This is a genomic window from Sphingomonas cynarae (assembly GCF_039537815.1).
Lineage (GTDB): Bacteria > Pseudomonadota > Alphaproteobacteria > Sphingomonadales > Sphingomonadaceae > Sphingomonas > Sphingomonas cynarae.
Genome location: NZ_BAABBF010000003.1, coordinates 376,115 through 399,886, shown reverse-complemented (window position 1 = coordinate 399,886; position 23,772 = coordinate 376,115). Strand labels below are relative to the sequence as shown.

Sequence of the window (23,772 nt, the reverse complement as noted above, 5' to 3'; positions counted from 1 at the left end):
GGACTCACTTCTTGATGAGGCCGATCTCCACCAGGCGTTCGTGCAGGTAATCGTGCGCGGTGATCGGGGTCGGGTAGCGGTTCGGGTTTTCCGCGGTGATCGTCTGCGGCAGCGTCTCGATCAGGAAATCGGGCGCGGGGTGGAGGAAGAAGGGCATCGAATAGCGCGAATGGCCGCGACGTTCGGGCGGCGGGTTGACGACGCGGTGGGTGGTCGACGGCAGGACGTGGTTGGTCAGGCGTTGCAGCATGTCGCCGACGTTCACCACCATCGCGCCTTCCGGCGGCTTGATCGCCAGCCAGCGGTCGTTGGTGCGGTCGAGCAGTTCGAGGCCGGCTTCCTCCGCGCCCAGCAGCAGGGTGATGAGGTTGATGTCCTCATGCGCGCCCGCACGCACCCCCTCCGCATCGACCGGAATCGGTGGATAGTGGAGCAGGCGCAACACGCTGTTGCCGTCCTTCACCGCCGGATCGAACCAGTCGGGAGCCAGTCCCAGATGCCGGGCGATCGCCGAGAGCAGCCGGTCGCCGGCCCGGTCGAACGCGGCGAACAGTTCGATGAAGGTGTCGCGGAACTCCTCCGGCCGCTGCGGCCAGACATTGGGGGCCATCACATCGGCGAAGCGGTGGCCGGCGGCCAGTTCGCGGCCGACGTGCCAGAACTCCTTGAGGTCGACCGCGCTGGCGCCCTTGGCGATCTCGGTCTTGAACGGGGTGTAGCCGCGCGCACCGCCGCCGCCGGGGGCGTGGTACCCGCGCTTCTCGTCTTCGGGCAGCGCGAACAGGGCCTGCGTTTCCGCCCAGGCGCGGTCGATCAGGTCCTGCGGCACGCCGTGATCGGCGACGATCGCGAAACCGAAGCGTTCGAACGAGGAACCGAAGGCGGCGGCGAAACCGTCCGGATCGCGTTCCTGATCGGCGAGGCTGAGCGTGGGCACCTGCGCGGATTGAGTGTCGAGCATATGGAATCCCTTGGTGAAGTGGCCGACATAAGCATCCCGGCGGCGCGGCGATAGGGTTACGCGGCGTGGCGACGGCAGCTATGGACGATCGATCATGCAAGATCCGGATACCCCCACGCCCATGCTTCCCGGCGCGCTGCCCGGCGCGCCGATCGGCTTCGTCGAGTTCGTGGCGCTGGTCGCATCGCTGATGGCGCTGGGCGCGCTGGGCACCGATGCGATGCTGCCGGCGCTGCCCGCGATCGGCGAGGCGCTGGGCGTGGCGGATGCCAACAGCCGGCAGTTCGTCGTCTCCGCGTTCCTGGGCGGGTTCGGGCTGGCGCATCTGATCCATGGGCCGCTGGTCGACCGGTACGGGCGGCGGCGCGTGCTGCTGTGGGCGATCGCCGGCTATGTCGTGGCGAGCGGCGCGGCGGCGGTGGCGGGCAGTTTCACGCTGCTGATCGCGGCGCGGCTGGCGGCGGGGGCCAGCGTGGCGGCGACCCGGATCGGCACGATCGCACTGGTGCGCGACTGTTACCAGGGCCGGGCGATGGCACGGGTGATGTCGATCGCGTTCATGGTGTTCATGGTCGTGCCGATCCTGGCGCCGAGCGTGGGGCAGCTGGTGCTGCTGTTCGGCGACTGGCGCGCGATCTTCTGGGTGATGGCGGGCAGCGCGGGCGCGCTGCTGATCTGGGTGGCGGTGCGACTGCCCGAGACGCTGCGGCCGGAGGCGGCGCTGCCGATCGCGCCGGCGCGGATCGTGGCGGGCTGGCGGCGGACGCTGACCGACCGGGCGTCGCTGGGCTATACCGCCGCGGCAACGCTGCTGACCGGCGCGCTGTACGGATACCTCAATTCGATCCAGCAGATCATGTTCGATGTGTACCGGCACCCGCAACTGCTGGCGGCGGTGTTCGCGGGCACGGCGGCGACGATGGCGGGGGCGAACCTGCTCAACGCGCGGTTCGTGATGCGGCTGGGCACGCGGCGGATCGCGCATGGCGCGGTGGTGGCGCTGATCGCGCTGGCGGCGCTGCACCTGATGCTGGCGGAGGCGGGGCTGGACAGGCTGGTGGTGTTCGCGGTGCTGCAGGCATTGACGATGGCGTGCTTCGGGCTGGCGGCGTCCAATTTCTCGGCGATGGCGATGGAGAATATGGGCGCGATCGCGGGCACCGCCTCCAGCGTGCAGGGCTTCATGAGCATCACGATGGGCGTGCTGATCGGCGCGGTGATCGGGCAGGCGTTCGACGGGACGACGGTGCCGATGATCGCCGGGTTCCTGGTGGCGGGCGTCCTGGCGCTGGCCGCGATCGCCGTGACCGAGCGCGGACGCCTGTTCCGCAGCTGAACGGAACCGCCACCCCGTCCGCGCCGTTCGCGCCCTATCGATCCAAGGAGAACGGATATGGGCGGTCATCAGATTCCGGGCATGGGCACCGGCGACGACGGGTATGACGAGGAAGGCTATGACGAGAGCCAGCGTGCCGAAATCCTGGAGGCGACGCGCAACGGCCCGACCGACGGGCTGGTGCTGACCGATCTCGACCCCGATCTGGGCGACGACGACGGCGCGGACGAATCGATCGACGATCTCGACATGGATTCCGAGGAGGTCGGCGAGACCGACGCCAGCGTGACGATGGACGAGGACGACATCGACGAGGACGATGCGCAGGCGGACTTCGACGACGGCACCACTGACGACGAGGAACTGGGCGACGCCGACGACGTCGCGCTGAAACCGTAACACCCCGGCATCAGCGACCGGCCGGTCACCGGCCCCGCACGACCACTGCGCCCCCGGCGCGGTGGTCGTTTTGCGTCGGGATTGCATCGGCCCGCGACCGCGATGCAACATGCGGTGATTCGAGATCAGGATGGGTCAGGAATGCAGCCGCGTCTTGCGGAAACCGTTGTTTTGCCCCAATGTTGCCGCGCTTCGTTCATCCATCCGACAGATACCGTGGCCAATCGGCCACAGTCCGGAAACAGCTTCAACAATCGATACTGTTGCATTGCAACCAAGCGGCAGGCCCATGATTTGAGCGGTCCTGGACCGGGCGTGACGCCCATCGCGGTCCGGTTGTTATAGCAGATCAAGGTCCACCAAATATGCGTACGCTGTCCCTCATCGCCGCGCTGGCCGTTTCGACCGCCGCCGTTCCCGCCTTCGCGCAGGACATGTCGACGACGACGACGACCACCGACACCACCACCACCACGACCACCGATGGCATGTCGGCCGACACCGCCCGCGCGCCCGACGGCACCCGTGCGTTCGGCCTGGAGCCCTACGTCGCGGTCATGGGCGGCTGGGAAGGCTTCGACCGTCGCGTCGGCCACGGCATCCCCAACACTCCGCTGGGCGGCGACAAGCTGGACGGCGCGATCGTGACCGGCATCGTCGGCGTGAACGTGCCGCTGGGCCCGGTGTTCGTCGGTGCCGAGGGTGAAGTGACCAAGGGCGTCGACGGCGCGATCGACTGGGGCTACGGCGCCGCCGGCCGCTTCGGCTTCCGCGCGGGCGAGAGCGGCCTGTTCTACGGCAAGGTCGGTTACCGTTGGGTCAACTTCGACCGGTTCGGCAAGGACAGCCCTGATTTCGACGCGATCACCTATGGCGTCGGCGCCGAAGTCGGCCCGAAGGACATCGGTCTGGGCGGCCTGACCGGCAATTCCGGCCTGCGCTTCCGCTTCGAAGTGACGACCTTCGGCAACGCCGACAGCTTCCGCCCGCAGGCGGGTGTGGTCGCACACTTCTGATCCCGTCGGGGGCGCGTGACGCCCCTGGCAGGACCGCGATGGGGCGGGGGTGGCCGACGGGCCGCCCCCGCCCTTTTCGTTGGGCCTTTCCCACCCGATATCAGGGACATGACAGGCAGGGTGAAGCGCAAGGCCGGGCTGGCCGCCGCCGCGATGCTGGCGGAGCGGCACACGGCCCCACCCCTGTGCGTGCTGTGCGGCCGGCCGCTGGGCGCCAGGGTGGAATGGCATCATCTGGTGCCCAGGAGCGAGGGCGGCCGGATCACCGCCCCCGTCCACCCGATCTGCCACCGCACGATCCACGCAACGCTGACCAACGCCGAGCTGGCGCGCGATCTGGCCGACCCGGCCGCCCTGCGCGCGCATCCCGACATCGCCCGGTTCCTGCGCTGGATCGCGGACAAGCCCGCCGATTTCCATGCGCCGGTACGGCGGGTACGATAGGAATGAAGGCGACGGAAAGTCACACCGGAAAGTCACGAACGTCGCATCCTACAGGGGGTGCGGCGACCCGCCGGGTCCGGAGGCATCGAGGACGATATCGGCGGGATCGAGCAGGTCGCAATCGACCGGCGCATCCGCCAGCGCCGCGACCGCGTCGCCATAGCCGGCCTGCATCCGCTCCATGACGCGGATATCGGCATCGGCCGCGAACAGCCGGGGCTGGAGGTGGCGGAGCAGGAACATCAGCATCTGGTCAGACGGCACGGTCTGCGTGGCGACCAGTTCGCCGTCGCGCCACAGCCGGCGGGGGGAGCCGGTGATCGCCCGGTCGAACGCGACGGCGGTGAGGCGGCTGGCGGCTGTCAGTAACGCCGCCTCCCACGCCCGCGCGAAGGCGGCGCCGCGCGGATCGTTGCGCAGGCGATAGGCGGAACGGGCGGTGATCCCCGCCGTCCGCGCCGCCTCCGCCACCGATCCGGTATTGGCGAGCGTGGCAACGAACAACCGCTGCCGCTGCGCGGTCCAGCCGTCGTGGCGATGGCGCAGGCCGGTGGCGGGGCCGCGTGCGGCGGCGGCGGGCAGGGCGGGTTCGGGCAGGCCGGTCGCGGCGGCGTTGTCGGCATCGTCGCCGGCGATGACGTGGCGGGATGGTTTCATCGGTGTCGCTCCCCTTCGGTGTTAGGAGCGCAACCAGTTATAGGAGGTTTGGCGTGTAGGACAGCAGTTAAATTAGTCGTTTTAACTCAAATTTGATGATCTTGTAATGCTAGTTGGTTCAACTTATTAGGTTTTAGCACCATGCTAGCTAGCAAAATCTATGAAAATCGCTTATGGCAATTATAAATAGAAGATATATTTAGCACCAAATATCTTTGGTAAAAAACGAACAGGATCGGCAATAATATCATTATGAATTTGTCATATTCGCTATTATTTTTGAGCTATAACATACAACTGTCTAATCAAATCTATTGCTGTAACAATATTTTCGTCCGATCGGCCGATTAGTTTTTCATCATAGCCCGCATTTTTGGCCCAATCGCGAATTTTGCTAATTAACGTTTTGCCTTTTACCCATTTTGACCAATGCCAGTCGTTCATCAGCGTTTCAGATGAAGGAGATCCACCAGTCTTCTCATATCGCTTATTTATTTGTTTTCGCTTTTCTAAAAACTCACTCTTTAGTTTGGTCAAATTTGTATTTATTACGCTTTCGATGGCGGCCTCCGCATCGGAAAAGCTGATGCCATATAAAGTGGATATATAATGCGGAGAGCAGAAATACATTTCAATGTCTGAGCCATCGGTCACCCATGGTTCAATTCCGTGATTGGTATATGACTGTCGCCAATCCGCAACTTCATCATCAGATCGGCAGTCCCGATCCCGATGAACAATAACTTTGTGATGACCACCAAGTTTTCGTCTTAAATCGGCTAATACGGGGGCATGTCCAAGTGTTTCTACGCCATTAAACGGAAATACGCTGACAAGATTATCAATATCACCATCTTGCCTTAGTAGTTCAGACATCTCATTTGCTTTACTGTCTTCGGTACAGAGTAGAATGGGTTTGTCTAGCGCGCCCCATCCAAGCGCTTTTTTAATTAACTCGCTCTCATTTGCTTCGGTGATACCACCAGACTTTACTAGAATAACGCCTGATCCCAGAGGCAATGCTCGTGCAACGAATGGACTATGGGTTGTAATCAAGCCAATGGTTCCAACTTGCGATGTTCTTTTCCTTAATTCTCTGGCTAATTTTGTCTGTAAAGTCGGATGCAAGTGTGATTCTGGTTCATCAATCAGAAGTATCCGGGGCTGAAAAAGAACAAGATATGAGAAAAGTTGAACAACGTGTAGAAATCCGGTTCCAGCGAATTCCAGTGGTCGGCGTTCCTGTCTCACTATGCTAAAATCTGCTGAAATGAATAAATCCCGCGTTTCATCAAAGTCAACGTGAAATGTGGTGTTGCCGTAAATTCCACGCACACATTCTTGGAGAAGTTCAATCTTCCCAGCTTCTTTAATTTGCAGAAGAATATTGCGTAGCACAACATTACTATCACCAGAGGCGGCTTTGCGGTAAATATGTCGCTTTGTTAGTCTTTGTTCTTCTAAAGGAATTCCAGCTATTCCTGGTATATAAGCGGAAAAAACCTTATCACGATTTCTGAATTCTTGAAGAAGTCCAGCTGGAATTGAAGGTTCGACCGACAATCCCTCATTTCTTGCTGATTTCAGAATAACTCCTGCAGATATTACAGTGCCATTCTCTTCAGTAAAGTCAAAGGTAACTTTACTCTGAGGAGAACCCTTTTGGTTTCCCCATGTTGAGTTGTGGCCTAAGCTGCGATAATAAGTCGTGGGCAAGTATTCTAAATCGGCAATAGATAAAGTTGTCTGCTTATTTGCCTCAGATGCTTGTACATGGCCCGTGCGGCAAAATGTATTGCTTGAAGAGCGCTAGATTTGTCGGAGTTATTAGTGCCAACCAAGACCGTAGTGTCGCGAAGTGGCAATTCCGCGACAACTATTCCCTTGAAATTTTCGACTATGATCTTTGTTAGCTTCATATTTTACTCCGCCGCTACGCCAGCCCGCGAAAACATATCACCCATCCCGCTCAGATCCTCGTTCGCCGGGGGCATGATGATCTTCGCCTTCTGGCGCTTGTCGAACGAATCCCACACGTCGTTCCACTGGCCCTTGGTCGCGGCCTTCGAATATTCGGTGGCGCGCTGTTCGAAGAAGTTGGCGTGCTCGACGCCGTTCAGCATCGGGGCGAGCCAGGGCAGGGGGTGTTCGTCGATCATGTAGATCGGCTTCAGGCCCAGCTGGCCCATCCGCCAGTCGGCGATGAAGCGGATGTACTTCTTGATCTCCTTCGGCGTCATGCCGTTGACCGGACCCATCTCGAACGCGAGGTCGATGAAATTGTCCTCCAGCCGGATCGTCGTCTGGCAGACATCGGCGATGTCGTCCTTCACCGCCTTGGTCAGGCACTGGCGTTCCTGACAGAAGGTGTGGAACATCTTGATGATGCCCTCGCAGTGCAGGCTCTCGTCGCGGATCGACCAGGTGACGATCTGGCCCATGCCCTTCATCTTGTTGAAGCGCGGGAAGTTCATCAGCATCGCGAAGCTGGCGAAGAGCTGCACCCCCTCGGTGAAGCCACCGAACATGGCGAGCGTGCGGGCGATGTCCTGATCGTTGTCGACGCCGAAGTTCTGCATGTAATCATGCTTTTCCTTCATCTCGGCATATTCGAGGAAGGCGCCGTACTCGCTCTCGGGCATCCCGATCGTGTCGAGCAGGTGGCTGTAGGCGGCGATGTGGACCGTCTCCATGTTGCTGAACGCGGTCAGCATCATCTTGATCTCGGTCGGCTTGAACACGCGGCCGTATTTCTCGTGGTAGCAATCCTGCACCTCGACGTCCGCCTGGGTGAAGAAGCGGAAGATCTGGGTGAGCAGGTTGCGCTCGTGATCGGACAGCTTCTGCGCCCAGTCGCGGCAATCCTCGCCCAAGGGCACCTCTTCGGGGAGCCAGTGGAGCTGCTGCTGGCGCTTCCAGAATTCGAACGCCCAGGGGTATTCGAAGGGCTTGTACTGCTTGGAGGCGTGAAGGAGGGACATGGGATTACTCCGGTACGAAAGCGGGAAAGGGATGCGGGCGGCGGATCATTGTCCGTTCGCCCAGAGAATGGTGCCGCCGGCGATGCCGATGGCGAACAGGGTATAGGCGGTGACCTGCGACGCGCGGCCGAGGGCGGGGGTGTACCACCCGCCACGGCGCGCCATCACCTGCCGGTCGATCACGAACCAGGCGACATAGGCGACGACCACCGCCATCAGATAGGAGGTCACCTTCATCACCGCATCGGGCAGCGGCACGACGAGCTTGTCGACCGCCTGCATCATGAAGCCGCCCAGCCAGTGGTTGAGGTAGAGCGGATAGGAGAGCGCGCCGAACAGCACGCCCCACCGCCCGCGTCGCCCCGGAATGGTGAGCGCGACGACGGCGGCGCAGGCGAACAGCGCGCGGGCGGGCGGGACGTTCCACCGCCAGGCGATCGCGAACAGCGCGACGGCGAGCAGCCCGAGCAGCGCGTGGCGCACCGGTTCCCCCGTGGCGAAGCCGTAGCGGCGATGCGCGACCGCCGCGGCGACGCCGAGCGCGATCGCCGCGAACTGCGACTGCGCGACCAGCAGCAACGCCGCGATCAGGACCCAGGTGACGAGGCTGCGCCCACGCCCCAGGAACAGCATGACGATCGGCGCGGCGAGGTAGAACTGCTCCTCGACCGAGATGCTCCAGAAATGCGCAGCCGTGCCGCCCAGCGGCATCTCGGTCAGCGCCCGCGGGAAGGTGGTGAAGGTATAGTGAGTGAAGGTCAGGTCGTAGAACAGGTATTTGAACCAGTTCCCGTCGATCCCCTGCCGCACCGCCGCCAGCCCGTAGATCAGCGTGGCGGTGGCGAGATAGGGCGCCCAGATGCGGGTCGAGCGGTTGTAGAAGAAGCGCGGCAGCTCCGCCGCGGTGGTGCGCAGCAGGATGCCGCCGATCAGCCAGCCCGACAGCGCGAGGAACACCTCCACCGCCAGCCCGCCATTGACGGGGCCGGGCATCGCGATCCCCTCGTGCCCCAGCACCACGACCGAGGCGAGGACGAAGCGGAGCCAGTCGAGCGCCGGATAGGATTCGATCTTGCGCGTTTCGGGATTGTCGCCGCGCGCCATCGCATCGACCACCGCCGCCGGCGTGGTATCCGCCGGGCCGGCCGCGACGCGCCCGGATGACGACGCCAAAGGGGAAAGGGTCATGGCTCGACGCTCCATTGCCACATCGCGGTGGCCGACAGCGCCAGCACGATGCCGGCGGCGGCGGCCATGATGCCGATCATGCGATAGGCATAGACCTGCCGTTCCGACAACGGCCCGCGCAGCCGGACGAGCAGCACGATGCCCGTCAGCGTCAGGATCGCGGCGACCGCGTACATCACCGTGACGCCGTATGTCATGCGACCATTGCCCGCGTAATGCGTTGAGCGGCCGAACCATTCAGAGGAGAATGACGATGGTCGATGCCACCCAGATCAAGGAACATGCCGAAGTGATCGGTGCGGACGGCGTGCATGTCGGCACCGTCGACCATGTCGACGGCGACCGCATCAAGCTGACCAAGAACGACTCGCCCTCCACAGAGGATGGGCAGGGCCGGACGCATCATTACCTGCCGCTCGGCCTCGTCGCCGAGATCGAGGGCGATACGCTGCGCCTGTCCGCGACCGCGCAAAACGCGGTGGACATGTTCGAAGAGGCGGAGTGATCCGTCGCCCCCTCTCCCCTTGTGGGAGAGGGAGGGGCCCGCGACCGCAGGTCGTGGGAGGGTGAGGGGGCCGCCCATCAGGGGTGGCCCTTTTGCATGATGACGTCGAGATCGCCCGCCACTGCCGAGATCACGCCATCGATATTTGCCATGACGTCGGCATTGGCGAAGCGCACGATCCGGTATCCCTCACGTTCGATAAAAGTCGACCGCATCGCGTCGCGAGCGTCGATACTGGCGTGGCTGTCGCCATCGATCTCGATCACCAGCCTTGCCTGATGAGAACAGAAATCGACGAAGTAGCGACCGATCGGCACCTGTCGGCGCCATTTACCGTTCGGAAACGTCGCGCGGAGGGCATTCCACATTCGTTTTTCCGGTTCGGTTGCGGCGTGGCGCAGGCTTCTGGCATGAGCGGTGGTGTCGGCGGGCAGCAGTTGGCGCTTCGTCAGGCCATCCGCGTTCCCCCTCACCCTCCCACGCCGCCGTGCGGCGTGGGCCCCTCCCTCTCCCACAAGGGGAGAGGGGGTCAGCGGGCGCTCATTATCCACCTCACTGACACGCCAGGCATTCGTCGTAGTCGGTGCTTTCCAGCTCGTATGTCGGCTTGGCGAGCGTGTTATCCGTCTCGACGCCGCCCGCGAAGCCGGCGCGCTGCACCGATTTCGAGCGGAGATAGTAGAGCGACTTGATGCCCAGTTCCCAAGCGCGGAAGTGGAGCATCAGCAGGTCCCACTTTTCCACGTCGGCCGGGATGAACAGGTTCAGCGACTGCGCCTGATCGATATAGGGCGTGCGGTCGCCGGCGAGTTCGAGCAGCCAGCGCTGGTCGATCTCGAAGCTGGTCTTGTAGCAGTCCTTCTCGTCCTGCGAGAGGAAGTCGAGGTGCTGGACCGAGCCGCCATTCTCCAAGATCGAACTCCACACCGCTTCCGAGTTCTTCGACTTCGCGTTGAGCAGCTTTTCGAGATACGGGTTCTTGACCGAGAAGCTGCCCGACAGCGTCTTGTGCGTGTAGATATTGGCCGGGATCGGTTCGATACAGGCGCTGGTCCCGCCGCAGATGATGCTGATCGACGCGGTGGGGGCGATCGCCATCTTGCAGCTGAACCGCTCCATCACGCCCATGTCGGCGGCGTCGGGGCAGGGGCCACGCTCGACCGCGAGCTGCATCGACGCCTCGTTCACCTGCGCGTTGATTTGCTTGAAGATCCTGAGGTTCCACGACTTCGCCATCGCGCCCTCGAACGCCAGACCGCGCGCCTGGAGGAAAGAGTGGAAGCCCATGACGCCGAGCCCGACCGAGCGCTCGCGACCGGCGCTGTACGCGGCCCGCTCCATGCCGGGTTCGTGGCGGTCGATATAATCCTGCAGCACGTTGTCGAGGAAGCGCATCACGTCCTCCACGAAGCGCTTGTCGTCCTTCCACTGGTCCCACGTCTCGAGGTTGAGCGAGGACAGGCAGCAGACCGCGGTGCGATCGTTGCCGAGATGGTCGCGGCCGGTGGGCAGCGTGATCTCCGAACACAGGTTCGAGGTCGAGACCTTGAGGCCCAGATCGCGGTGATGCTTGGGCATCGTCGAGTTCACGTGATCGGCGAAGACGATGTACGGCTCACCGGTGGCGAGGCGGGTCTCGACCAGCTTCTGGAACAGCGCGCGGGCATCGACGCGGCCCCGCTCGGTCTGGTCCTTGGGGCTGCGGAGAATCCATTCGGCGCCGTCGCGGACGGCTTCCATGAAGGCGTCGGGGATCAGCACGCCGTGGTGCAGGTTCAGCGCCTTGCGGTTGAAATCGCCCGACGGCTTGCGGATTTCGAGGAACTCCTCGATTTCCGGGTGGGACACGTCGAGATAGACCGCGGCCGAGCCACGACGCAGCGACCCCTGCGAGATCGCGAGCGTCAGCGAATCCATGACGCGGACGAACGGGATGATGCCGCTGGTCTTGCCGTTCAGGCCGACCGGCTCGCCGATGCCGCGGACATTGCCCCAATAGGTGCCGATGCCGCCGCCGCGCGAGGCGAGCCAGACATTCTCGTTCCAGGTGTCGACGATGCCGTTCAGGCTGTCGGGCACCGAATTGAGGTAGCACGAGATCGGCAGGCCGCGACCGGTGCCGCCGTTCGACAGCACGGGCGTGGCGGGCATGAACCACAGGCGGCTGATATAGTCGTAGATGCGCTGCGCATGGGCGGCATCGTCGGCATAGGCGGAGGCGACGCGGACGAACAGGTCCTGATAGCTTTCGCCCGGCAGCAGGTAACGGTCGTTCAGCGTCTCCTTGCCGAAATCGGTGAGCAGCGCGTCGCGCGAATGATCGACATCGAGCGCATAGGGCTGCGGCTTCACCGAGCGGCTGTCGGCAGGCTTGGCCGCCGTGGGGGACGCGACCGGTGCTTCGGCCGTGTCGATCGTTGCAGTCTCGCGTCCGCTGTCGTTGAAATCCATCACCGCGCCATTCCTTCTCGTCTGTGTCGCACCCGTATCGTCGGGCGTCCGACCGGTCGGAAAGAAGTCGGGCTGGGCATCGCGGGCGGGTCCCTGGGCGGGTCCCTGCTCGGATGAGTCCGTCTTCGTCCGGCACACCATATTGGGTCTGCTCCCGGTCCTTACCCCCACTGATTGTGGCAGATCGGCCGGTCAGGCAAGGGCCATCAACGGCCGATCCGGCCGCCTTCGACGGTGAAAAAGACGGTGACGGGCGACGACGCGTGGAAGTCTGCGGGGTTCAGGAATGGCAAGCGCGGAATCGTCGCGATAAAAAATTTCGGCATGGCACCAGACGCCGGGTCCGGCGTTCGATGCCCCCTATATCCGGTATGGGGATGCAGACCCGACGCACGAAAAAGGCCGCCGCTCCTTTCGGAACGGCGGCCGATTTCGACCTGGCGCCGGTGAGGGCGCGCGGGTGATGTCGTCTTACGAGAAGGCGACGTTGGTCTTGCGACGACGATAGCGGGTTGCCGCGCCGACCATGCCGAAGCCGACCAGCATCAGCGCCCAGGTCGAAGCCTCGGGCACCGCGAACACGACGTTGTCGATCTCGAACGAGTTCTGCGCGCTGATGAAGCGGACGCCCGCGAACGATGCCTCGCCCTCGGTGAGCGAGATGGTGACGCGACGGTTGGTCAGCATGCTGCCCTGGTCACCATCGGCATTCGTCGAGAAGGCCGCGCCGCTGAAGCGGCCGACCACCGAACCGGTGCTGCTGAGCAGTTCGACAATGTTGCCGATGTCGATCGAGCCGACGAAGAAGCTGACCGAACGGAGCGCCAGCTGCGAGGTGAGCGTCAGGTTGCCGTTGCGGAACACCGAAGCGTAGCGGCTGCCGTCGCTGAACCCGGGCTGGGCATAGAAGCCGGCCAGATTGCCCTGGACCAGACTTGCGTTGGTGAACGCCGCCGTGAACGGTGCTGCAACTGCGCTGTTGAAGTCGATGGTCACGCTACCGGCAGGAGCGGCGAAGGCGCCACCGGTCGAAACGATCGTGGCGGCCGAGGCCGGCATGGCGAAGGCGGCTGCAGCAATTGCGGCCGTGATAAGGGTATTGCGCATCTCGTGTTCCCCGATGTTCCGATCCGCTGTCCGCCGGCAATGCGGGCGTACCTCGTTCGATCGTTGGTGAGACCCAGCCGTTAACTATAAAAGTTTAAAAAGGGAATAGCGGCAAAGCTTTCAGGGTCGCGCGATTTCACATCGGAAGGGTCCGGGAGGCGTCGGCGAGCACGGGAATTCTTGGGCGTAAACGGCCTGATGACGACGATCCGGATCGACCGGAATGGCTGCTATCCTCGTTGCAGCGCAGCATTTCTGCCAAATTCTTCCTGCTGCCAGCCGGCCGATCCGGTGGTCAGGATGCGGGCGCGGAACGTCGCCCGGCAGTCGGCGACACACATCAAAATTATTTTCCGGTCGCCGCCGCCAAGGTGGAACCAGACAGCAATTTGATCGCTCAGGATGGTTCCGGACGCCGGGGCACCCCATCGCGCCGCAGGCGAATCAGGCAATGCGCCGAATCGAGGCGACAGGGCCGGGTTCGCTGAGGATCGACAGGTCGATCGGCGCGGCGAAGTGGATGCCGGCGCGCTTGCGATCGGTCCAGCTGATCCGGGCGGCGATCGAGCGGCCCTCGACCAGTTCGATCCGCAGTTCCGCATCGACCTCGGCGCCGTGCGCGGGCAACCCCTCGATCATCGCGCCGGTGATCGAGATGTCGCGCACGCGGACATCATGCGTCCGCCCCGCGATCGTCACCCGCGCCGAGCGCAGCAGACGGGTGCGTGACGGACGGCTGACGCGGAAGCCGGAGGGCACGGCACGGCCATCGATTCCCAGCGCCGCCGCGACCTCCGCCGCGGGTGCCGGCCGGCCGTAGACATAGCCCTGGATATGGCTGCACCCCAGCGAGCGAACCAGTTCGATCTCGTCCTGGATCTCCACCCCTTCCGCAGTGGTTTCCATGCCGAGCGTGTCGGCGAGCATCACGATCGCCCGGATGATCGCGGCGTTGCGATTGCCCGGCTGCGCCGCGCCGCGCACGAAGGACTGGTCGATCTTGATCTTGTCGAACGGGGCGGTGCGCAGATAGCCGAGCGAGGAATAGCCGGTGCCGAAATCGTCGAGCGCGAGGCGCACGCCCAGCCCCTTCAGCGCCGCGAACATCCGGTCCGAACTGTCCGATCCCTTGAGGAACACCCCTTCGGTGATCTCCAGTTCCAGCCGGTCGGGCGCGAGGCCGGAACGGGCAAGCGCGCTGGCGACGATGCCGGGCAATTGCGGATTGGCGAACTGCACCGGCGACACGTTGACCGCGACGCGCACGTCGCGCGGCCAGCGCGCCGCCTCGTTACAGGCGGTGCGCAGGACCCATTCGCCGATCGCGCCGATCAGCCCGCATTCCTCCGCCACCGGGATGAAATCGGCGGGCGATACCAGCCCGCGCACGGGATGCCGCCAGCGGATCAGCGCCTCGTATCCGATCACCACGGCATCGACGGTGCGGACCACCGGCTGGTAGCAGAGGTTGAACTCTCCCGCCGGCAGGGCGGCGCGCAGGTCGCCTTCCAGTTGCTGGCGATCGCGCGCGCCGGCCAGCATGTCCGCCGAATAGAAGCGATGGACCCCGCGCCCCGCCGCCTTGGCCGCATAGAGCGCCAGATCGGCGTTGCGCACCAGCGTGTCGCGATCGGTGCCGTCATCGGGCGCGATCGCGATGCCGACCGAACAGCCGATCGTGACCGACGTGCCCAGGATCGCATAGGGTTGCGAGAGCGCCGCGATCAGATCCTCCGCCAGCGTCGCCAGCGACTGACGACCGGCGATGCCCGGCAGCAGCACCTTGAACTCGTCGCCGCCCATCCGGCCGACCAGCCCGCGATCGCCGACGCCGCGTTGCAGCCGCTGGCCCACCTGCTTCAGCAACGCATCGCCCGCCTGATGGCCGAGCGTGTCGTTGACCGCCTTGAACCGGTCGAGGTCCATCAGGAACAGCCCGGCGGGACGATGCCCCTCCGCGACCTGCGCCAGCATCTTGTCGATCGACTGGCGCATCCGCTGGCGGTTGGCGAGGCCGGTCAGTCCGTCGAACAGCGCGAGGCGGGTGATCTCCGCCTCCGACCGGCGCAGTTCCGTCAGGTCGGCGCCGGTGCCGATGAAGCCCTGGAACCGGTCCAGCTCGTCGACCAGCGGGCGGCCACCCATCGACCACCAGCGCCCGCCCGCCGCATCCCCCGCCGCGCAGACCGGATAATCGGAGAACGACGTGCGCGACGACAGGTGGAAGGCGAGCGTGCGTTCGGTGGCGGTGCCGGCCCCCGCGCCGTCCATGCGGAATATCTCGGTCAGCAACCGGCCGAGCGGGTGCGGATCATGCTCTGCGATCTCCGCGGCGACGCGGGCGGAGATATAGGTGATGCGGCCATGGCGATCGGTTTCCCAGAACCAGCCGGTGCCCTGTTCCTCGAACTCGGCGACCATCCGTTCGGCGTGGCGACCGCGGCCGGTCTGTCTGACCTGTTCGGCAGTGCCGTGGCGATCCAGCTGGCCCAGGCGCAGCATCGTCAGCGCCAGCGCGCCAAGCAGCGCCAGCGCCTCGAACCAGACCAGCGCGGCGCCGACCATCACCGCCATCGCGACCACCAGCCCCGCGCCGAACACCAGCACCACGCCGCGCACCGGCTGCACCGCCAGCCCGACCAGCCCGATCGCCCCGACCAGCAGCGTCGCCGCGCCCAGCGGCATCATCCCCGCCAGTCCGATGCCGACCTCCTCAAGCATCGACAGCGTCGCGACCGCGAGCAGGCCGGCGGCGAGCGCGGCGCCCCGCGCGCGCCGATAGGGTGGCCAGCCGAGGCGCGTGCCCACGCACAATGTCAGCCCCGCGAACGCCAGCACCGTGACCAGCGACAGGACCAGCGTGACGGTGCCGAACCCGGACGCCACCATCGCCGCCGCCATCGCCAGCGCCAGCATCGCGCCGGCCAGCGGGCAGGCGGCGGCGACCTGCGCCAGCCGTTGTTCGGCAGGATCGCGATCGTCAGGCCCCCCGGCGAAGCCCAGCAGCACGGGCAGTGGCGGCTTGTCTCCGGAAAGGGTGATGGCGGAACGGATCGACATGGCCGTCTGGTACCGGTGCGGCCCTTACCAAAGCGGCCATGGACCGTGGTGAACGCGGCGTTAGCCGAACGTCGGCGGGATGGAGGACCGGTCACCGCACTGGATTGCATCGCGCCGCGCCCTGTCGCATGAAGCCGGGCCATGACCACGACCATCCGCGATACCGACCTGATCGAAAGCGTCGCCGACGCGCTGCAGTTCATCAGCTATTACCACCCGATGGATTATATCCGCGCGCTGGGCGAGGCGTATGAGGCGGAGCGCAGCCCGGCGGCCAAGGACGCGATCGCGCAGATCCTGACCAACAGCCGGATGTGCGCGGAGGGGCATCGCCCGATCTGCCAGGATACCGGCATCGTCACCGTCTTCGTCAAATGGGGCCAGGATTGCCGCCTGTCGGGCGACCGCAGCCTGCAGGAGGTGATCGACGAGGGGGTGCGCCGCGCGTACCTCCACCCCGAGAACAAGTTGCGCGCCTCGATCCTGGCCGACCCCGCCTTCACCAGGCGGAACACCCGCGACAATACACCCAGTGTCCTGCACGTGGAGATGGTGCCGGGCAGCACGGTATCGGTCGATGTCGCGGCCAAGGGCGGCGGGTCGGAGAACAAGTCGAAGTTCAAGATGATGAACCCCAGCGATTCGATCGTCGACTGGGTGCTGGAGATGATCCCGCAGATGGGCGCGGGTTGGTGCCCGCCGGGGATGCTGGGCATCGGCATCGGCGGCACCGCCGAAAAGGCGATGCTGCTGGCCAAGGGATCGCTGATGGGCGCGATCGACATGGGCCAGTTGCGCGCGCGGGGCCCGCGGAACGATATCGAGGCGTTGCGCATCGAACTGATGGACAAGGTGAACGCGCTGGGGATCGGCGCGCAGGGGCTGGGCGGATTGTCGACCGTGCTCGACGTGAAGATCCTCGACTGGCCGACCCATGCCGCGTCCAAGCCGGTCGCGATGATCCCGAACTGCGCCGCGACCCGCCACGCACACTTCACGCTGACCGGCGCGGGGCCGGTCTATCTGGAGCCGCCAAAGCTCGACGAATGGCCGCAGGTGGACTGGACGCCCGACAAGGCGGCGATCCGCGTCGATCTCGACACGCTGACGCCCGAGGTGGTGCGGACGTGGAAGCATGGCGACCGGCTGCTGCTGAACGGCAAGATGCTGACCGGGCGCGACGCGGCGCACAAGCGGATCGCCGACATGCTGGCGAAGGGCGAGGAGCTGCCGGTCGATTTCAGGGGCCGCGTGATCTATTATGTCGGGCCGGTCGACCCGGTGGGCGAGGAAGTGGTCGGCCCCGCCGGCCCGACCACCGCGACGCGGATGGACAAGTTCACCCGCATGATGCTGGACCAGGGCCTGCTGGCGATGGTCGGCAAGGCGGAGCGCGGGCCGGACGCCACGAAGGCGATCGCCGAGCGCAAGTCCGCCTATCTGATGGCGGTGGGCGGTGCCGCCTATCTGGTGGCGCGCGCGATCAAGGGATCGAAGGTGGTCGGGTTCGAGGATCTAGGCATGGAGGCGATCTACGAGTTCGAGGTCGCCGATTTCCCGGTGACGGTGGCGGTGGATGCCGAAGGGCAGAACGTCCACCAGCTGGCACCGCTGGTCTGGCGCGAGAAGATCGCGCGCGAAGGGCTGCTGACGCCAGCGTAATCGGGGGGGGCGTCAGCCGTCGGCGCGTGACCGGCTCCTGACCGGGGCGTCGGGGCCGGGCGGGGGCCTTCCCGGCGCGCGGTGCGTTGTTCCTTCGATCGCGGCGCCCGGCGTCGCCCATGAAGGAATCGTTCGATGAAGCATGTCCTCCTCGCCCTGACCCTTGGCGGCCTCGTCGCGGCACCGGTGGCCGCGCAACAGGCGACCGTCCCGCCGGCCGCGACGCCGGCGCGGGGCGGCGGCCTTGCCGGCCTGCTGGGGGAGGGTGGTCTGCTGGGCGGTGGCGGCGGCCTGCCGAACATCGCATCGGCGGGAGCGGGCAATGCGGCGGGGCTGCTGGGCTATTGCATCAAGAACAATCTGGTCGCCGGCAACGGCGCGGCGGGTATCCTCGGCCAGCTGACCGGCAAGCGCGGCGTGACCGCGTCACCCGGTTTCGAGGCAGGGCAGCGCGGACAAGTGCAGACCGGCGGCAACGCCTTCTCGCTGGCCGGGGTGCAGGACCGGGTGAAGACGCAACTGTGCGGCATGGTGCTGAAGCGCGCGCGGTCGTTCCTTTAGCCGTTGCCGGCGGGCGGAGGTCGGGTCGGGGTGGACGGCCGGACCTTCAGGCGCCGGTCGGCCGCTCCTGCCAGAGCATGTGATCGGTAATCACCCCGAACCTGACGAGGAAGCCCAGCGTCGCGCCGATGAGGAGCAGGGTCAGGTACACGGCCATGGCTCGCGTCCGGCTTCGGCGGTCCGTCCGGTAACTCATGGTTGATCGCCTCGCCGCTGATGCTGCCGCGAAGGTGACCGATTCAACCGACGTCCGCCATCGGGCGTCTTCCGCCGCTCCGCTTTTCCGCTCGCGAACGTCGCGACGTGGTGGTAGGAAGCGGACGCTTGTTCGTTCTACGTCCCGGACCGGCAGCCGTAACGCTGACCTACCGGTCAAGCCTTGCTCGAATAATATAAAAGCTTGCCAGCCCGATCACGACAACGACCCCGATGATCGTTGAAAACATAAGCGCCGTCGTGGCTTGGCGCGAGTTCAAGGCGAACATCCAAACCCAGAACGCCACGGTGGCGATAAGCCAAAAGTTAGAGCTACGCCTCATAGCGCTGGCAGCCTAACCCTGCGCGGCTCTTCTGCCAATCGCCGTAACAACGGCCGGTATTGGTGGGGAGCGGACCGTCCGCTTACGGGCACGCCGATGGCGATAGTCGACATAGTGCGGTCCCGCATTTCCCAAAAAGGATCGAATATCGGGAAAGCCCGTGGCCTCCTTAGGCTGCGGTCGCAACGATTAGGATCGCCCCTAGCGCGATGACGACGGCAGCCCCGGCGCGACGCTGATCGACACTCTCCCGAAGGAAGAATGCCGCAATCAGCATTCCGAATACCACGCTCGCTTCGCGTAGAGCCGACACGATCCCGACCGGCGCGAGCCGCAACGCAATGAGTGCTGACCCGAAACTTACCAAGCTCGTGACGCCAGCCATGAACCCCTGACACCCCTCGGAACGGAGGAGGGAGGTCACTCGCCCCCGGCGCAAGGTCGCGAAGATCGGAAACATGATGAAGCCATCGAGGAGGAAGAACCATGCAACGAAGGTCATGGCGGACGGGGCGAGGCGGATCGCGTGAGCATCAACGATCGTGTAGGTGGTCGTAAGTAGGCCAGCGATACCAGCGGCAATCAGACCGCCTGCTGCGATCGTTCGGCCGACCGCCACCATCAATATGCCAGCGCTCACTAGCCCGACGCCGACAACAGTTCCGGTTGTGATTTGGTCGCCTAGCAATGCCATGCCGAGGATGGCAGTCGCGATCGGCGCTATCCCCCGCGCGATAGGATAAGCAACCGCGAAGTCGCTGGCTTCGTATGCTCGGATCAGTACCAGTTGATAGGTTGTGTGTAAGGCGCTGGCAGTGAGAAGCCACGGTATGAGGCTGTTCGTCGGAAGAGGCACGAAGAAGCAAACCGGAGCAAGAGCGACCGTCCCAACCGCACCCATCAATGCTCGGACCGCTAATTTGTCGTTCCCGGCCTTCAACAGTGCGTGTGCCGATGCCGTGGTCAGTGATGAAATCAACGCCAACGCGATACCGATTGCGGTGTAATCCATAAGTCTCCCCGAGGCCCTCCCTAGCTCGGATACAATCGATGCTGCGGGTGTCGATAGGATCGCTCGCATGTGGCCATTCTCGATTGGGAACCCACAGCGGGACAGTCACCGGCGTGATCGCGCCGAAAGCCGTCCAGAGCACTCCCTTTCCCAAAATCTGTTCCCGATTGCTCATTCCCGAAATAGCCTGTCGGAGACGGAGAAACGGGAAATGTCGCGCTTGACGAATGGCCGTTATCGAAAGCTCGGATCGCTAGCCGGAGCGTCCGGCTTTGGGCGTTACCGGACAATCGGCAGCCATGCGGGAATGACCCGGCAGGGGGCGTTACGACCAGTCCGCTGTCGGCATCGCATTCCGCCCGTTCACCCATGCCGTAATATCCGTGCCGGATCGATCGCGGCGGCGTGGCGGGCGGGGAACAGGCTGGCGGCGGTGACGCCGGTCATGACCGCGGCGGCGATCCCGGCGAGTTCGGGGGGCGACAGCACCAGCGGCAGATCGCGGAAGATGGCGAGTTCGGGCGAGGGACCAGCCCAGCGGCCGATCGCGTCCGCCACCGGGTTTTTCGCCGCCTTCAGCCCCAGCCCCAGTGCGATGCCGGCCACCTCGCCGGTCAGCCCGATCGCGACGCCGACCGCGACGAACACCCGTGCGACCGAGCCGGCCGACGCGCCCATCGTGCGCAGGATCGCGATCTCGCGCGCCTTGAACCGGACGAGCATCCCCATCGTCGACAGGATGTTGGCCAGCGCGATGACGGTGACCATCGCGATGATCGCCGCCATCGCGACATGTTCCTGCGCCATCGTCTGCACCAGCGCGGCGTTGAGGTCGCGCCAGTGCCGGACGACGACCGGTCCGGTCAGGTGCGTGCGCAGGGCGGGGGCGAGCGCGGTGGAGGTCGCGTCGTCGACGGCGGCGATGTCGATCCCCGACGCGACGTCGCCGCGCGCGAACAGCCGCTGCACATCAGCCAGCGGCGCGATGACGCGGCGGTCGTCATAGGTGGCGGCCCCGGTGCGATAGATGCCGGCGATGGTGAGGGGGGTGCTGGTGACGGCCAATCGACCCGCCCGGTCGATCCGCGCGGTGGTGACGGCGACGGGATCGCCCGTGCCGATGCCGAGCCGGTCGGCGATGCCGAGACCGACCGCGATCTCTCCCGCCCGCGCCGGCAGGCCACCGGTGACGAAGGCGTCGCCGCCCCGGAACGCGGGCAGGCGGCGCATGTCGGCGAACCGCAGCCCCTGGAACTCGACGGGGGCGACACGGCCGGCGGCGGTGACGAGGCCGGATTGTTTCAGGGTCGGGACGGCGCGGGCGACGCCCCGCACGCCGGCCGCCTGCTGGGTCAGCCGGCGCCAGTCGGGCAGATCGTGGCCGACCCGCGTGACCGCCAGATGCCCGTCGACCGAGGCGATCTGCCCCGCCAGCCGCGCCTCCGCGCCGTTCATCACGCTGACGACGAGGATCAGCGAGGCGACGCCGATCATGACCCCCGCGCACCCGATCGCGGCGACGAGCAACATCAGCCGCCCGCCGGCGCCGGGAAACAGGTAGCGGCGGACGAGAAGCCGCTCATGCGCGGACAGGATCGGGCGGAGGGTCATGGCGCGGATGGTGGCACGATCGAGCCGGCCGGGCCAGCCGGCCGTGGGAGCGGGCATGGCAACGGTATCGACCGGATGGCCGGCATGCCGGACCTGTTCCGGGCAGGGGGTATGTCAGAGGAACGACCCGTCTTATCGACCTGCTGCATGGCGCATGTCGACAAAAGGCCGGCGCGACGACCATGATCGTCAGGCACGCCGGGTTACGTGCAACCCATTGGCCCGGAAGCGGGCTGGACAGGCTTTCGACCATGCTGGCCGAGGCCGGGAAAGCATGGAGGCTGTTGTCGCCGCCTCGCCCGTACCGGAACGGCGACGGCGTTTTCCGGTGAATGGCACCGCGACCGGGCCGGCCGTCGGCGACCGGAAAGGGGCCGGATATGAAAAGAGGTTGCCGGTCGTCTCCCGACGAACCGACAACCCCCCAACATGGTCAGCGGCCGGAGTGCTCCAGCCCGGGAAACCATGCGATCATCCGATTCCTTGTCGACCACGTCGTTGATTGGGAGAAGATACTCCCCGACGGGCCGGGCGGATCAGATGCGCGTCCCCCGAACGAACCGAACCGAACTCACTGCTGAACCATGAGACATCGGATCACCTCCTTTCGCTTGTGTATAGCCAATGCGACGATCACTCGCCGCACCCGGAATGTGGGCGATGGGCGAAGGACATGCAAGACCGGAATCGACCGGATGCGGTCAACCGCGGCAGTCGTCGATCAGCCGCCCGATCTCCGCCCAGGCGGGAAGGATCAGGGGGGGCTGGCCGGATCGTTCCACGGCGAAGCGACCGCGGCTGAACGCCATCGCATCGAACAGCGGATCGGTGGCGGGCAACGTCGCGACGATCGTCGGCGGGGTCGCCGCCCCGGGGGCGGGCAGCAGGCGGGTCGCCAGGATACGGGTGGTGCTGGTGGTGCGGATCGTCAGCACGCCGGCGGGTGGGGATGGCATGCCGGCCGGGCCGGGCAGGGCGACCGAGATCGTGCGCGTCGGCCGGTCGCAGTTCAGCGCGAACAGCACGGCCCCGTCGGCGCCCTGATACCGCGCCGCCGGGCGGGTCGCGTCGGCGATATGCCGCCAGTCGCCGGGGGCATAGGGCCGGTCGCGCCAGTCGGCCGCCGGGGCGGGCGGCGGCGGTGGGGATGGCGTCACGGGCGGGGGGGCGGGGACGGTGGGTGCCTGACGGGGCGGCGCGACGCAGGCCGCGACGGCGGCGACGGACAGGAGCGGGAACAGGGCACGGAAACGCATCCGGCCCGCCTAGGCGGTCGGGCCGGCGCGCTCAACCCGCGTGCCGTGCCGGCTCGACGGGCCGGGGCCGGAAGCGGGCGATGCGCACGGCATGGAACCCGCGCACCATGCCACCGGTTCGGCCGGAAACGATAAGGAACCCATGATGTCCACCGACACGATACCGACGCAGATCCTGATCCAGTCCAACGTCGCGCACAGCCTGAAGATCGAAAGCCGCGATGGCGATTCGGTGGGTTCGGTCTATTCGTTCATGGTCCACAAGGGTACCGGCAAGGTGACGCACGCGGTGCTGAGCCTGGGCGGATTCCTGGGCATGGGGCGCAGCTTCTATCCGCTGCCGTTCGCGCTGCTCGATTTCGATCCGGTGCGCGACCTGTATGTCGTGACGATCGACCGCCGCCTGCTGGAAGGCGGGCCGAGCTGGGCGAACAACGCCCCCGTCTTCGACCAGGCCTATGCCGATCGCGTCGCCAGTTACTACAGCACCGGCAGCGAGAACCTGTCGGTCGCCTGATCCCGGCACCTTACCTTCGTTTCACGTCATCGCACCCAAGGAAAAGCCATGAGCATTTTCGGCAAGATCAAGTCCGCCATCTTCGGCGAGCATGGCCCGCTGGGCGGCCAGTTCAGCGGCAGGAAGGATGCGGCCCCCGCGCCGACCCCCGCCGCGTCGCCCGCCGCCCCGACTACCGCTCCGCAGACCACCGCCGCCGAACCCCTGCAGCCGACACCGCAGGCCGCGCCCGCCGTGCGCCAGCCGGTGGATGTCGAGGCGGTCCTGACCGGCATCGCCCAGCGCAAGGGCGGTCCCGCGCTCAACTGGCGCACCTCGATCGTCGACCTGATGAAGCTGCTGGACCTCGATTCCTCGCTGGACAACCGCAAGGAACTGGCGACCGAACTGGGCTATTCGGGTGCCAAGGACGGGTCGGCCGAAATGAACATCTGGCTGCACAAGGCGGTGATGCGCGAACTGGAGAAGAACGGCGGCACCGTGCCGGCCGGACTGAAGGATTGAATGAC

The 23,772-nt window shown here is 65.3% G+C and carries 24 protein-coding genes; 9 read left to right on the top strand and 15 right to left on the bottom strand.

Annotation, left to right across the window (positions count from 1 at the left end):
* Positions 1–4: 4 nt before the first annotated feature.
* Complete coding sequence (locus ABD719_RS08545; RefSeq protein ID WP_344692915.1) at positions 5–961, bottom strand: isopenicillin N synthase family dioxygenase; 957 nt, start codon at positions 959–961, stop codon at positions 5–7.
* Between the two features lie 94 nt (positions 962–1,055).
* Here ABD719_RS08545 and ABD719_RS08540 point away from each other — a divergent pair, with 94 nt between their 5' ends.
* Together ABD719_RS08540 and ABD719_RS08535 are read left to right on the top strand one after the other, a co-directional pair.
* Positions 1,056–2,297, top strand: a complete 1,242-nt coding sequence (locus ABD719_RS08540; RefSeq protein ID WP_344692914.1) for a multidrug effflux MFS transporter — start codon at positions 1,056–1,058, stop codon at positions 2,295–2,297.
* A 57-nt stretch (positions 2,298–2,354) separates the two neighbouring features.
* Complete coding sequence (locus tag ABD719_RS08535) at positions 2,355–2,696, top strand: DNA primase (protein ID WP_344692913.1); 342 nt, start codon at positions 2,355–2,357, stop codon at positions 2,694–2,696.
* A 135-nt stretch (positions 2,697–2,831) separates the two neighbouring features.
* Here ABD719_RS08535 and ABD719_RS08530 read toward each other — a convergent pair whose 3' ends face one another.
* On the bottom strand, positions 2,832–2,987 hold the full coding sequence (locus ABD719_RS08530) for a hypothetical protein (protein WP_344692912.1): 156 nt from the start codon (positions 2,985–2,987) through the stop codon (positions 2,832–2,834).
* A 74-nt stretch (positions 2,988–3,061) separates the two neighbouring features.
* Here ABD719_RS08530 and ABD719_RS08525 point away from each other — a divergent pair, with 74 nt between their 5' ends.
* Both ABD719_RS08525 and ABD719_RS08520 read left to right on the top strand, forming a co-directional pair.
* Positions 3,062–3,712, top strand: coding sequence for an opacity protein (locus tag ABD719_RS08525; protein WP_344692911.1), 651 nt, complete (start codon positions 3,062–3,064; stop codon positions 3,710–3,712).
* Positions 3,713–3,865: 153 nt separating this feature from the next.
* Positions 3,866–4,156, top strand: coding sequence for an HNH endonuclease family protein (locus tag ABD719_RS08520; RefSeq protein ID WP_344693095.1), 291 nt, complete (start codon positions 3,866–3,868; stop codon positions 4,154–4,156).
* 48 nt (positions 4,157–4,204) lie between these two features.
* Here the strand turns inward: ABD719_RS08520 and ABD719_RS08515 are convergent, their stop codons facing one another.
* From ABD719_RS08515 to ABD719_RS08495, 6 genes are all read right to left on the bottom strand, one after another.
* Positions 4,205–4,813: a hypothetical protein gene (locus tag ABD719_RS08515; RefSeq protein ID WP_344692910.1), complete on the bottom strand. Its 609-nt coding sequence runs from the start codon at positions 4,811–4,813 to the stop codon at positions 4,205–4,207.
* A 273-nt stretch (positions 4,814–5,086) separates the two neighbouring features.
* Positions 5,087–6,529, bottom strand: coding sequence for an ATP-dependent nuclease (locus ABD719_RS08510; protein ID WP_344692909.1), 1,443 nt, complete (start codon positions 6,527–6,529; stop codon positions 5,087–5,089).
* A gap of 5 nt (positions 6,530–6,534) precedes the next feature.
* Positions 6,535–6,732: an AAA family ATPase gene (locus ABD719_RS18685; RefSeq protein WP_425567140.1), complete on the bottom strand. Its 198-nt coding sequence runs from the start codon at positions 6,730–6,732 to the stop codon at positions 6,535–6,537.
* A gap of 3 nt (positions 6,733–6,735) precedes the next feature.
* Positions 6,736–7,794, bottom strand: coding sequence for a ribonucleotide-diphosphate reductase subunit beta (locus ABD719_RS08505; protein WP_192128268.1), 1,059 nt, complete (start codon positions 7,792–7,794; stop codon positions 6,736–6,738).
* A gap of 45 nt (positions 7,795–7,839) precedes the next feature.
* A complete protein-coding gene (locus tag ABD719_RS08500) occupies positions 7,840–8,982 on the bottom strand; it encodes an acyltransferase family protein (protein WP_344692908.1) in 1,143 nt (380 codons plus the stop codon).
* A complete protein-coding gene (locus ABD719_RS08495) occupies positions 8,979–9,179 on the bottom strand; it encodes a hypothetical protein (protein WP_192128270.1) in 201 nt (66 codons plus the stop codon). Before ABD719_RS08495 ends, ABD719_RS08500 begins: the two co-directional genes overlap by 4 nt.
* A 56-nt stretch (positions 9,180–9,235) precedes the next feature.
* Here ABD719_RS08495 and ABD719_RS08490 point away from each other — a divergent pair, with 56 nt between their 5' ends.
* Entirely contained in the window at positions 9,236–9,487 is a 252-nt protein-coding gene (locus ABD719_RS08490) for a DUF2171 domain-containing protein (protein ID WP_344692907.1), read from the top strand.
* 77 nt (positions 9,488–9,564) lie between these two features.
* Here the strand turns inward: ABD719_RS08490 and ABD719_RS08485 are convergent, their stop codons facing one another.
* The 4 genes from ABD719_RS08485 to ABD719_RS08470 form a co-directional block, all read right to left on the bottom strand.
* On the bottom strand, positions 9,565–9,960 hold the full coding sequence (locus ABD719_RS08485) for an endonuclease domain-containing protein (RefSeq protein ID WP_344692906.1): 396 nt from the start codon (positions 9,958–9,960) through the stop codon (positions 9,565–9,567).
* Positions 9,961–10,039: 79 nt separating this feature from the next.
* Positions 10,040–11,938: a ribonucleoside-diphosphate reductase subunit alpha gene (locus ABD719_RS08480; protein WP_344693094.1), complete on the bottom strand. Its 1,899-nt coding sequence runs from the start codon at positions 11,936–11,938 to the stop codon at positions 10,040–10,042.
* Positions 11,939–12,409: 471 nt separating this feature from the next.
* Positions 12,410–13,045: an Npun_F0296 family exosortase-dependent surface protein gene (locus ABD719_RS08475; RefSeq protein WP_344692905.1), complete on the bottom strand. Its 636-nt coding sequence runs from the start codon at positions 13,043–13,045 to the stop codon at positions 12,410–12,412.
* A 444-nt stretch (positions 13,046–13,489) separates the two neighbouring features.
* Complete coding sequence (locus tag ABD719_RS08470) at positions 13,490–16,105, bottom strand: EAL domain-containing protein (RefSeq protein WP_344692904.1); 2,616 nt, start codon at positions 16,103–16,105, stop codon at positions 13,490–13,492.
* A gap of 141 nt (positions 16,106–16,246) precedes the next feature.
* Between ABD719_RS08470 and ABD719_RS08465 the strand changes: the two genes are divergently transcribed.
* Both ABD719_RS08465 and ABD719_RS08460 read left to right on the top strand, forming a co-directional pair.
* Positions 16,247–17,767: a fumarate hydratase gene (locus tag ABD719_RS08465; protein WP_344692903.1), complete on the top strand. Its 1,521-nt coding sequence runs from the start codon at positions 16,247–16,249 to the stop codon at positions 17,765–17,767.
* A gap of 135 nt (positions 17,768–17,902) precedes the next feature.
* Positions 17,903–18,328, top strand: a complete 426-nt coding sequence (locus ABD719_RS08460) for a DUF2501 domain-containing protein (RefSeq protein ID WP_344692902.1) — start codon at positions 17,903–17,905, stop codon at positions 18,326–18,328.
* Positions 18,329–19,036: 708 nt separating this feature from the next.
* On the opposite strand, the gene ABD719_RS08455 is transcribed toward ABD719_RS08460, so the two are convergent.
* The 3 genes from ABD719_RS08455 to ABD719_RS08445 all read right to left on the bottom strand — a co-directional run bounded on the left by ABD719_RS08455 (position 19,037) and on the right by ABD719_RS08445 (position 22,746).
* Positions 19,037–19,879 carry an EamA family transporter gene (locus tag ABD719_RS08455; protein WP_344692901.1) on the bottom strand — a complete coding sequence of 281 codons (843 nt, stop codon included), beginning with the start codon at positions 19,877–19,879 and terminating at the stop codon, positions 19,037–19,039.
* 363 nt (positions 19,880–20,242) lie between these two features.
* Positions 20,243–21,547 carry an ABC transporter permease gene (locus tag ABD719_RS08450; RefSeq protein ID WP_344692900.1) on the bottom strand — a complete coding sequence of 435 codons (1,305 nt, stop codon included), beginning with the start codon at positions 21,545–21,547 and terminating at the stop codon, positions 20,243–20,245.
* Between the two features lie 644 nt (positions 21,548–22,191).
* Positions 22,192–22,746, bottom strand: coding sequence for a hypothetical protein (locus tag ABD719_RS08445; RefSeq protein ID WP_344692899.1), 555 nt, complete (start codon positions 22,744–22,746; stop codon positions 22,192–22,194).
* Between the two features lie 145 nt (positions 22,747–22,891).
* Here ABD719_RS08445 and ABD719_RS08440 point away from each other — a divergent pair, with 145 nt between their 5' ends.
* Both ABD719_RS08440 and ABD719_RS08435 read left to right on the top strand, forming a co-directional pair.
* On the top strand, positions 22,892–23,263 hold the full coding sequence (locus ABD719_RS08440) for a PRC-barrel domain-containing protein (RefSeq protein ID WP_192128289.1): 372 nt from the start codon (positions 22,892–22,894) through the stop codon (positions 23,261–23,263).
* Between the two features lie 48 nt (positions 23,264–23,311).
* Positions 23,312–23,767, top strand: coding sequence for a DUF3597 domain-containing protein (locus tag ABD719_RS08435; protein WP_344692898.1), 456 nt, complete (start codon positions 23,312–23,314; stop codon positions 23,765–23,767).
* Positions 23,768–23,772: the final 5 nt, after the last annotated feature.

Coding starts and splice junctions, on each gene's coding strand:
- ABD719_RS08545 (WP_344692915.1), bottom strand. CDS start 961: ATGCTCGACACTCAATCCGCGCAGGTGCCCACGCTCAGCCTCGCCGAT.
- ABD719_RS08540 (WP_344692914.1), top strand. CDS start 1,056: ATGCAAGATCCGGATACCCCCACGCCCATGCTTCCCGGCGCGCTGCCC.
- ABD719_RS08535 (WP_344692913.1), top strand. CDS start 2,355: ATGGGCGGTCATCAGATTCCGGGCATGGGCACCGGCGACGACGGGTAT.
- ABD719_RS08530 (WP_344692912.1), bottom strand. CDS start 2,987: ATGGGCCTGCCGCTTGGTTGCAATGCAACAGTATCGATTGTTGAAGCT.
- ABD719_RS08525 (WP_344692911.1), top strand. CDS start 3,062: ATGCGTACGCTGTCCCTCATCGCCGCGCTGGCCGTTTCGACCGCCGCC.
- ABD719_RS08520 (WP_344693095.1), top strand. CDS start 3,866: ATGCTGGCGGAGCGGCACACGGCCCCACCCCTGTGCGTGCTGTGCGGC.
- ABD719_RS08515 (WP_344692910.1), bottom strand. CDS start 4,813: ATGAAACCATCCCGCCACGTCATCGCCGGCGACGATGCCGACAACGCC.
- ABD719_RS18685 (WP_425567140.1), bottom strand. CDS start 6,732: ATGAAGCTAACAAAGATCATAGTCGAAAATTTCAAGGGAATAGTTGTC.
- ABD719_RS08505 (WP_192128268.1), bottom strand. CDS start 7,794: ATGTCCCTCCTTCACGCCTCCAAGCAGTACAAGCCCTTCGAATACCCC.
- ABD719_RS08500 (WP_344692908.1), bottom strand. CDS start 8,982: ATGACCCTTTCCCCTTTGGCGTCGTCATCCGGGCGCGTCGCGGCCGGC.
- ABD719_RS08495 (WP_192128270.1), bottom strand. CDS start 9,179: ATGACATACGGCGTCACGGTGATGTACGCGGTCGCCGCGATCCTGACG.
- ABD719_RS08490 (WP_344692907.1), top strand. CDS start 9,236: ATGGTCGATGCCACCCAGATCAAGGAACATGCCGAAGTGATCGGTGCG.
- ABD719_RS08480 (WP_344693094.1), bottom strand. CDS start 11,938: ATGGATTTCAACGACAGCGGACGCGAGACTGCAACGATCGACACGGCC.
- ABD719_RS08475 (WP_344692905.1), bottom strand. CDS start 13,045: ATGCGCAATACCCTTATCACGGCCGCAATTGCTGCAGCCGCCTTCGCC.
- ABD719_RS08470 (WP_344692904.1), bottom strand. CDS start 16,105: ATGTCGATCCGTTCCGCCATCACCCTTTCCGGAGACAAGCCGCCACTG.
- ABD719_RS08465 (WP_344692903.1), top strand. CDS start 16,247: ATGACCACGACCATCCGCGATACCGACCTGATCGAAAGCGTCGCCGAC.
- ABD719_RS08460 (WP_344692902.1), top strand. CDS start 17,903: ATGAAGCATGTCCTCCTCGCCCTGACCCTTGGCGGCCTCGTCGCGGCA.
- ABD719_RS08455 (WP_344692901.1), bottom strand. CDS start 19,879: ATGGATTACACCGCAATCGGTATCGCGTTGGCGTTGATTTCATCACTG.
- ABD719_RS08450 (WP_344692900.1), bottom strand. CDS start 21,547: ATGCCCGCTCCCACGGCCGGCTGGCCCGGCCGGCTCGATCGTGCCACC.
- ABD719_RS08445 (WP_344692899.1), bottom strand. CDS start 22,746: ATGCGTTTCCGTGCCCTGTTCCCGCTCCTGTCCGTCGCCGCCGTCGCG.
- ABD719_RS08440 (WP_192128289.1), top strand. CDS start 22,892: ATGTCCACCGACACGATACCGACGCAGATCCTGATCCAGTCCAACGTC.
- ABD719_RS08435 (WP_344692898.1), top strand. CDS start 23,312: ATGAGCATTTTCGGCAAGATCAAGTCCGCCATCTTCGGCGAGCATGGC.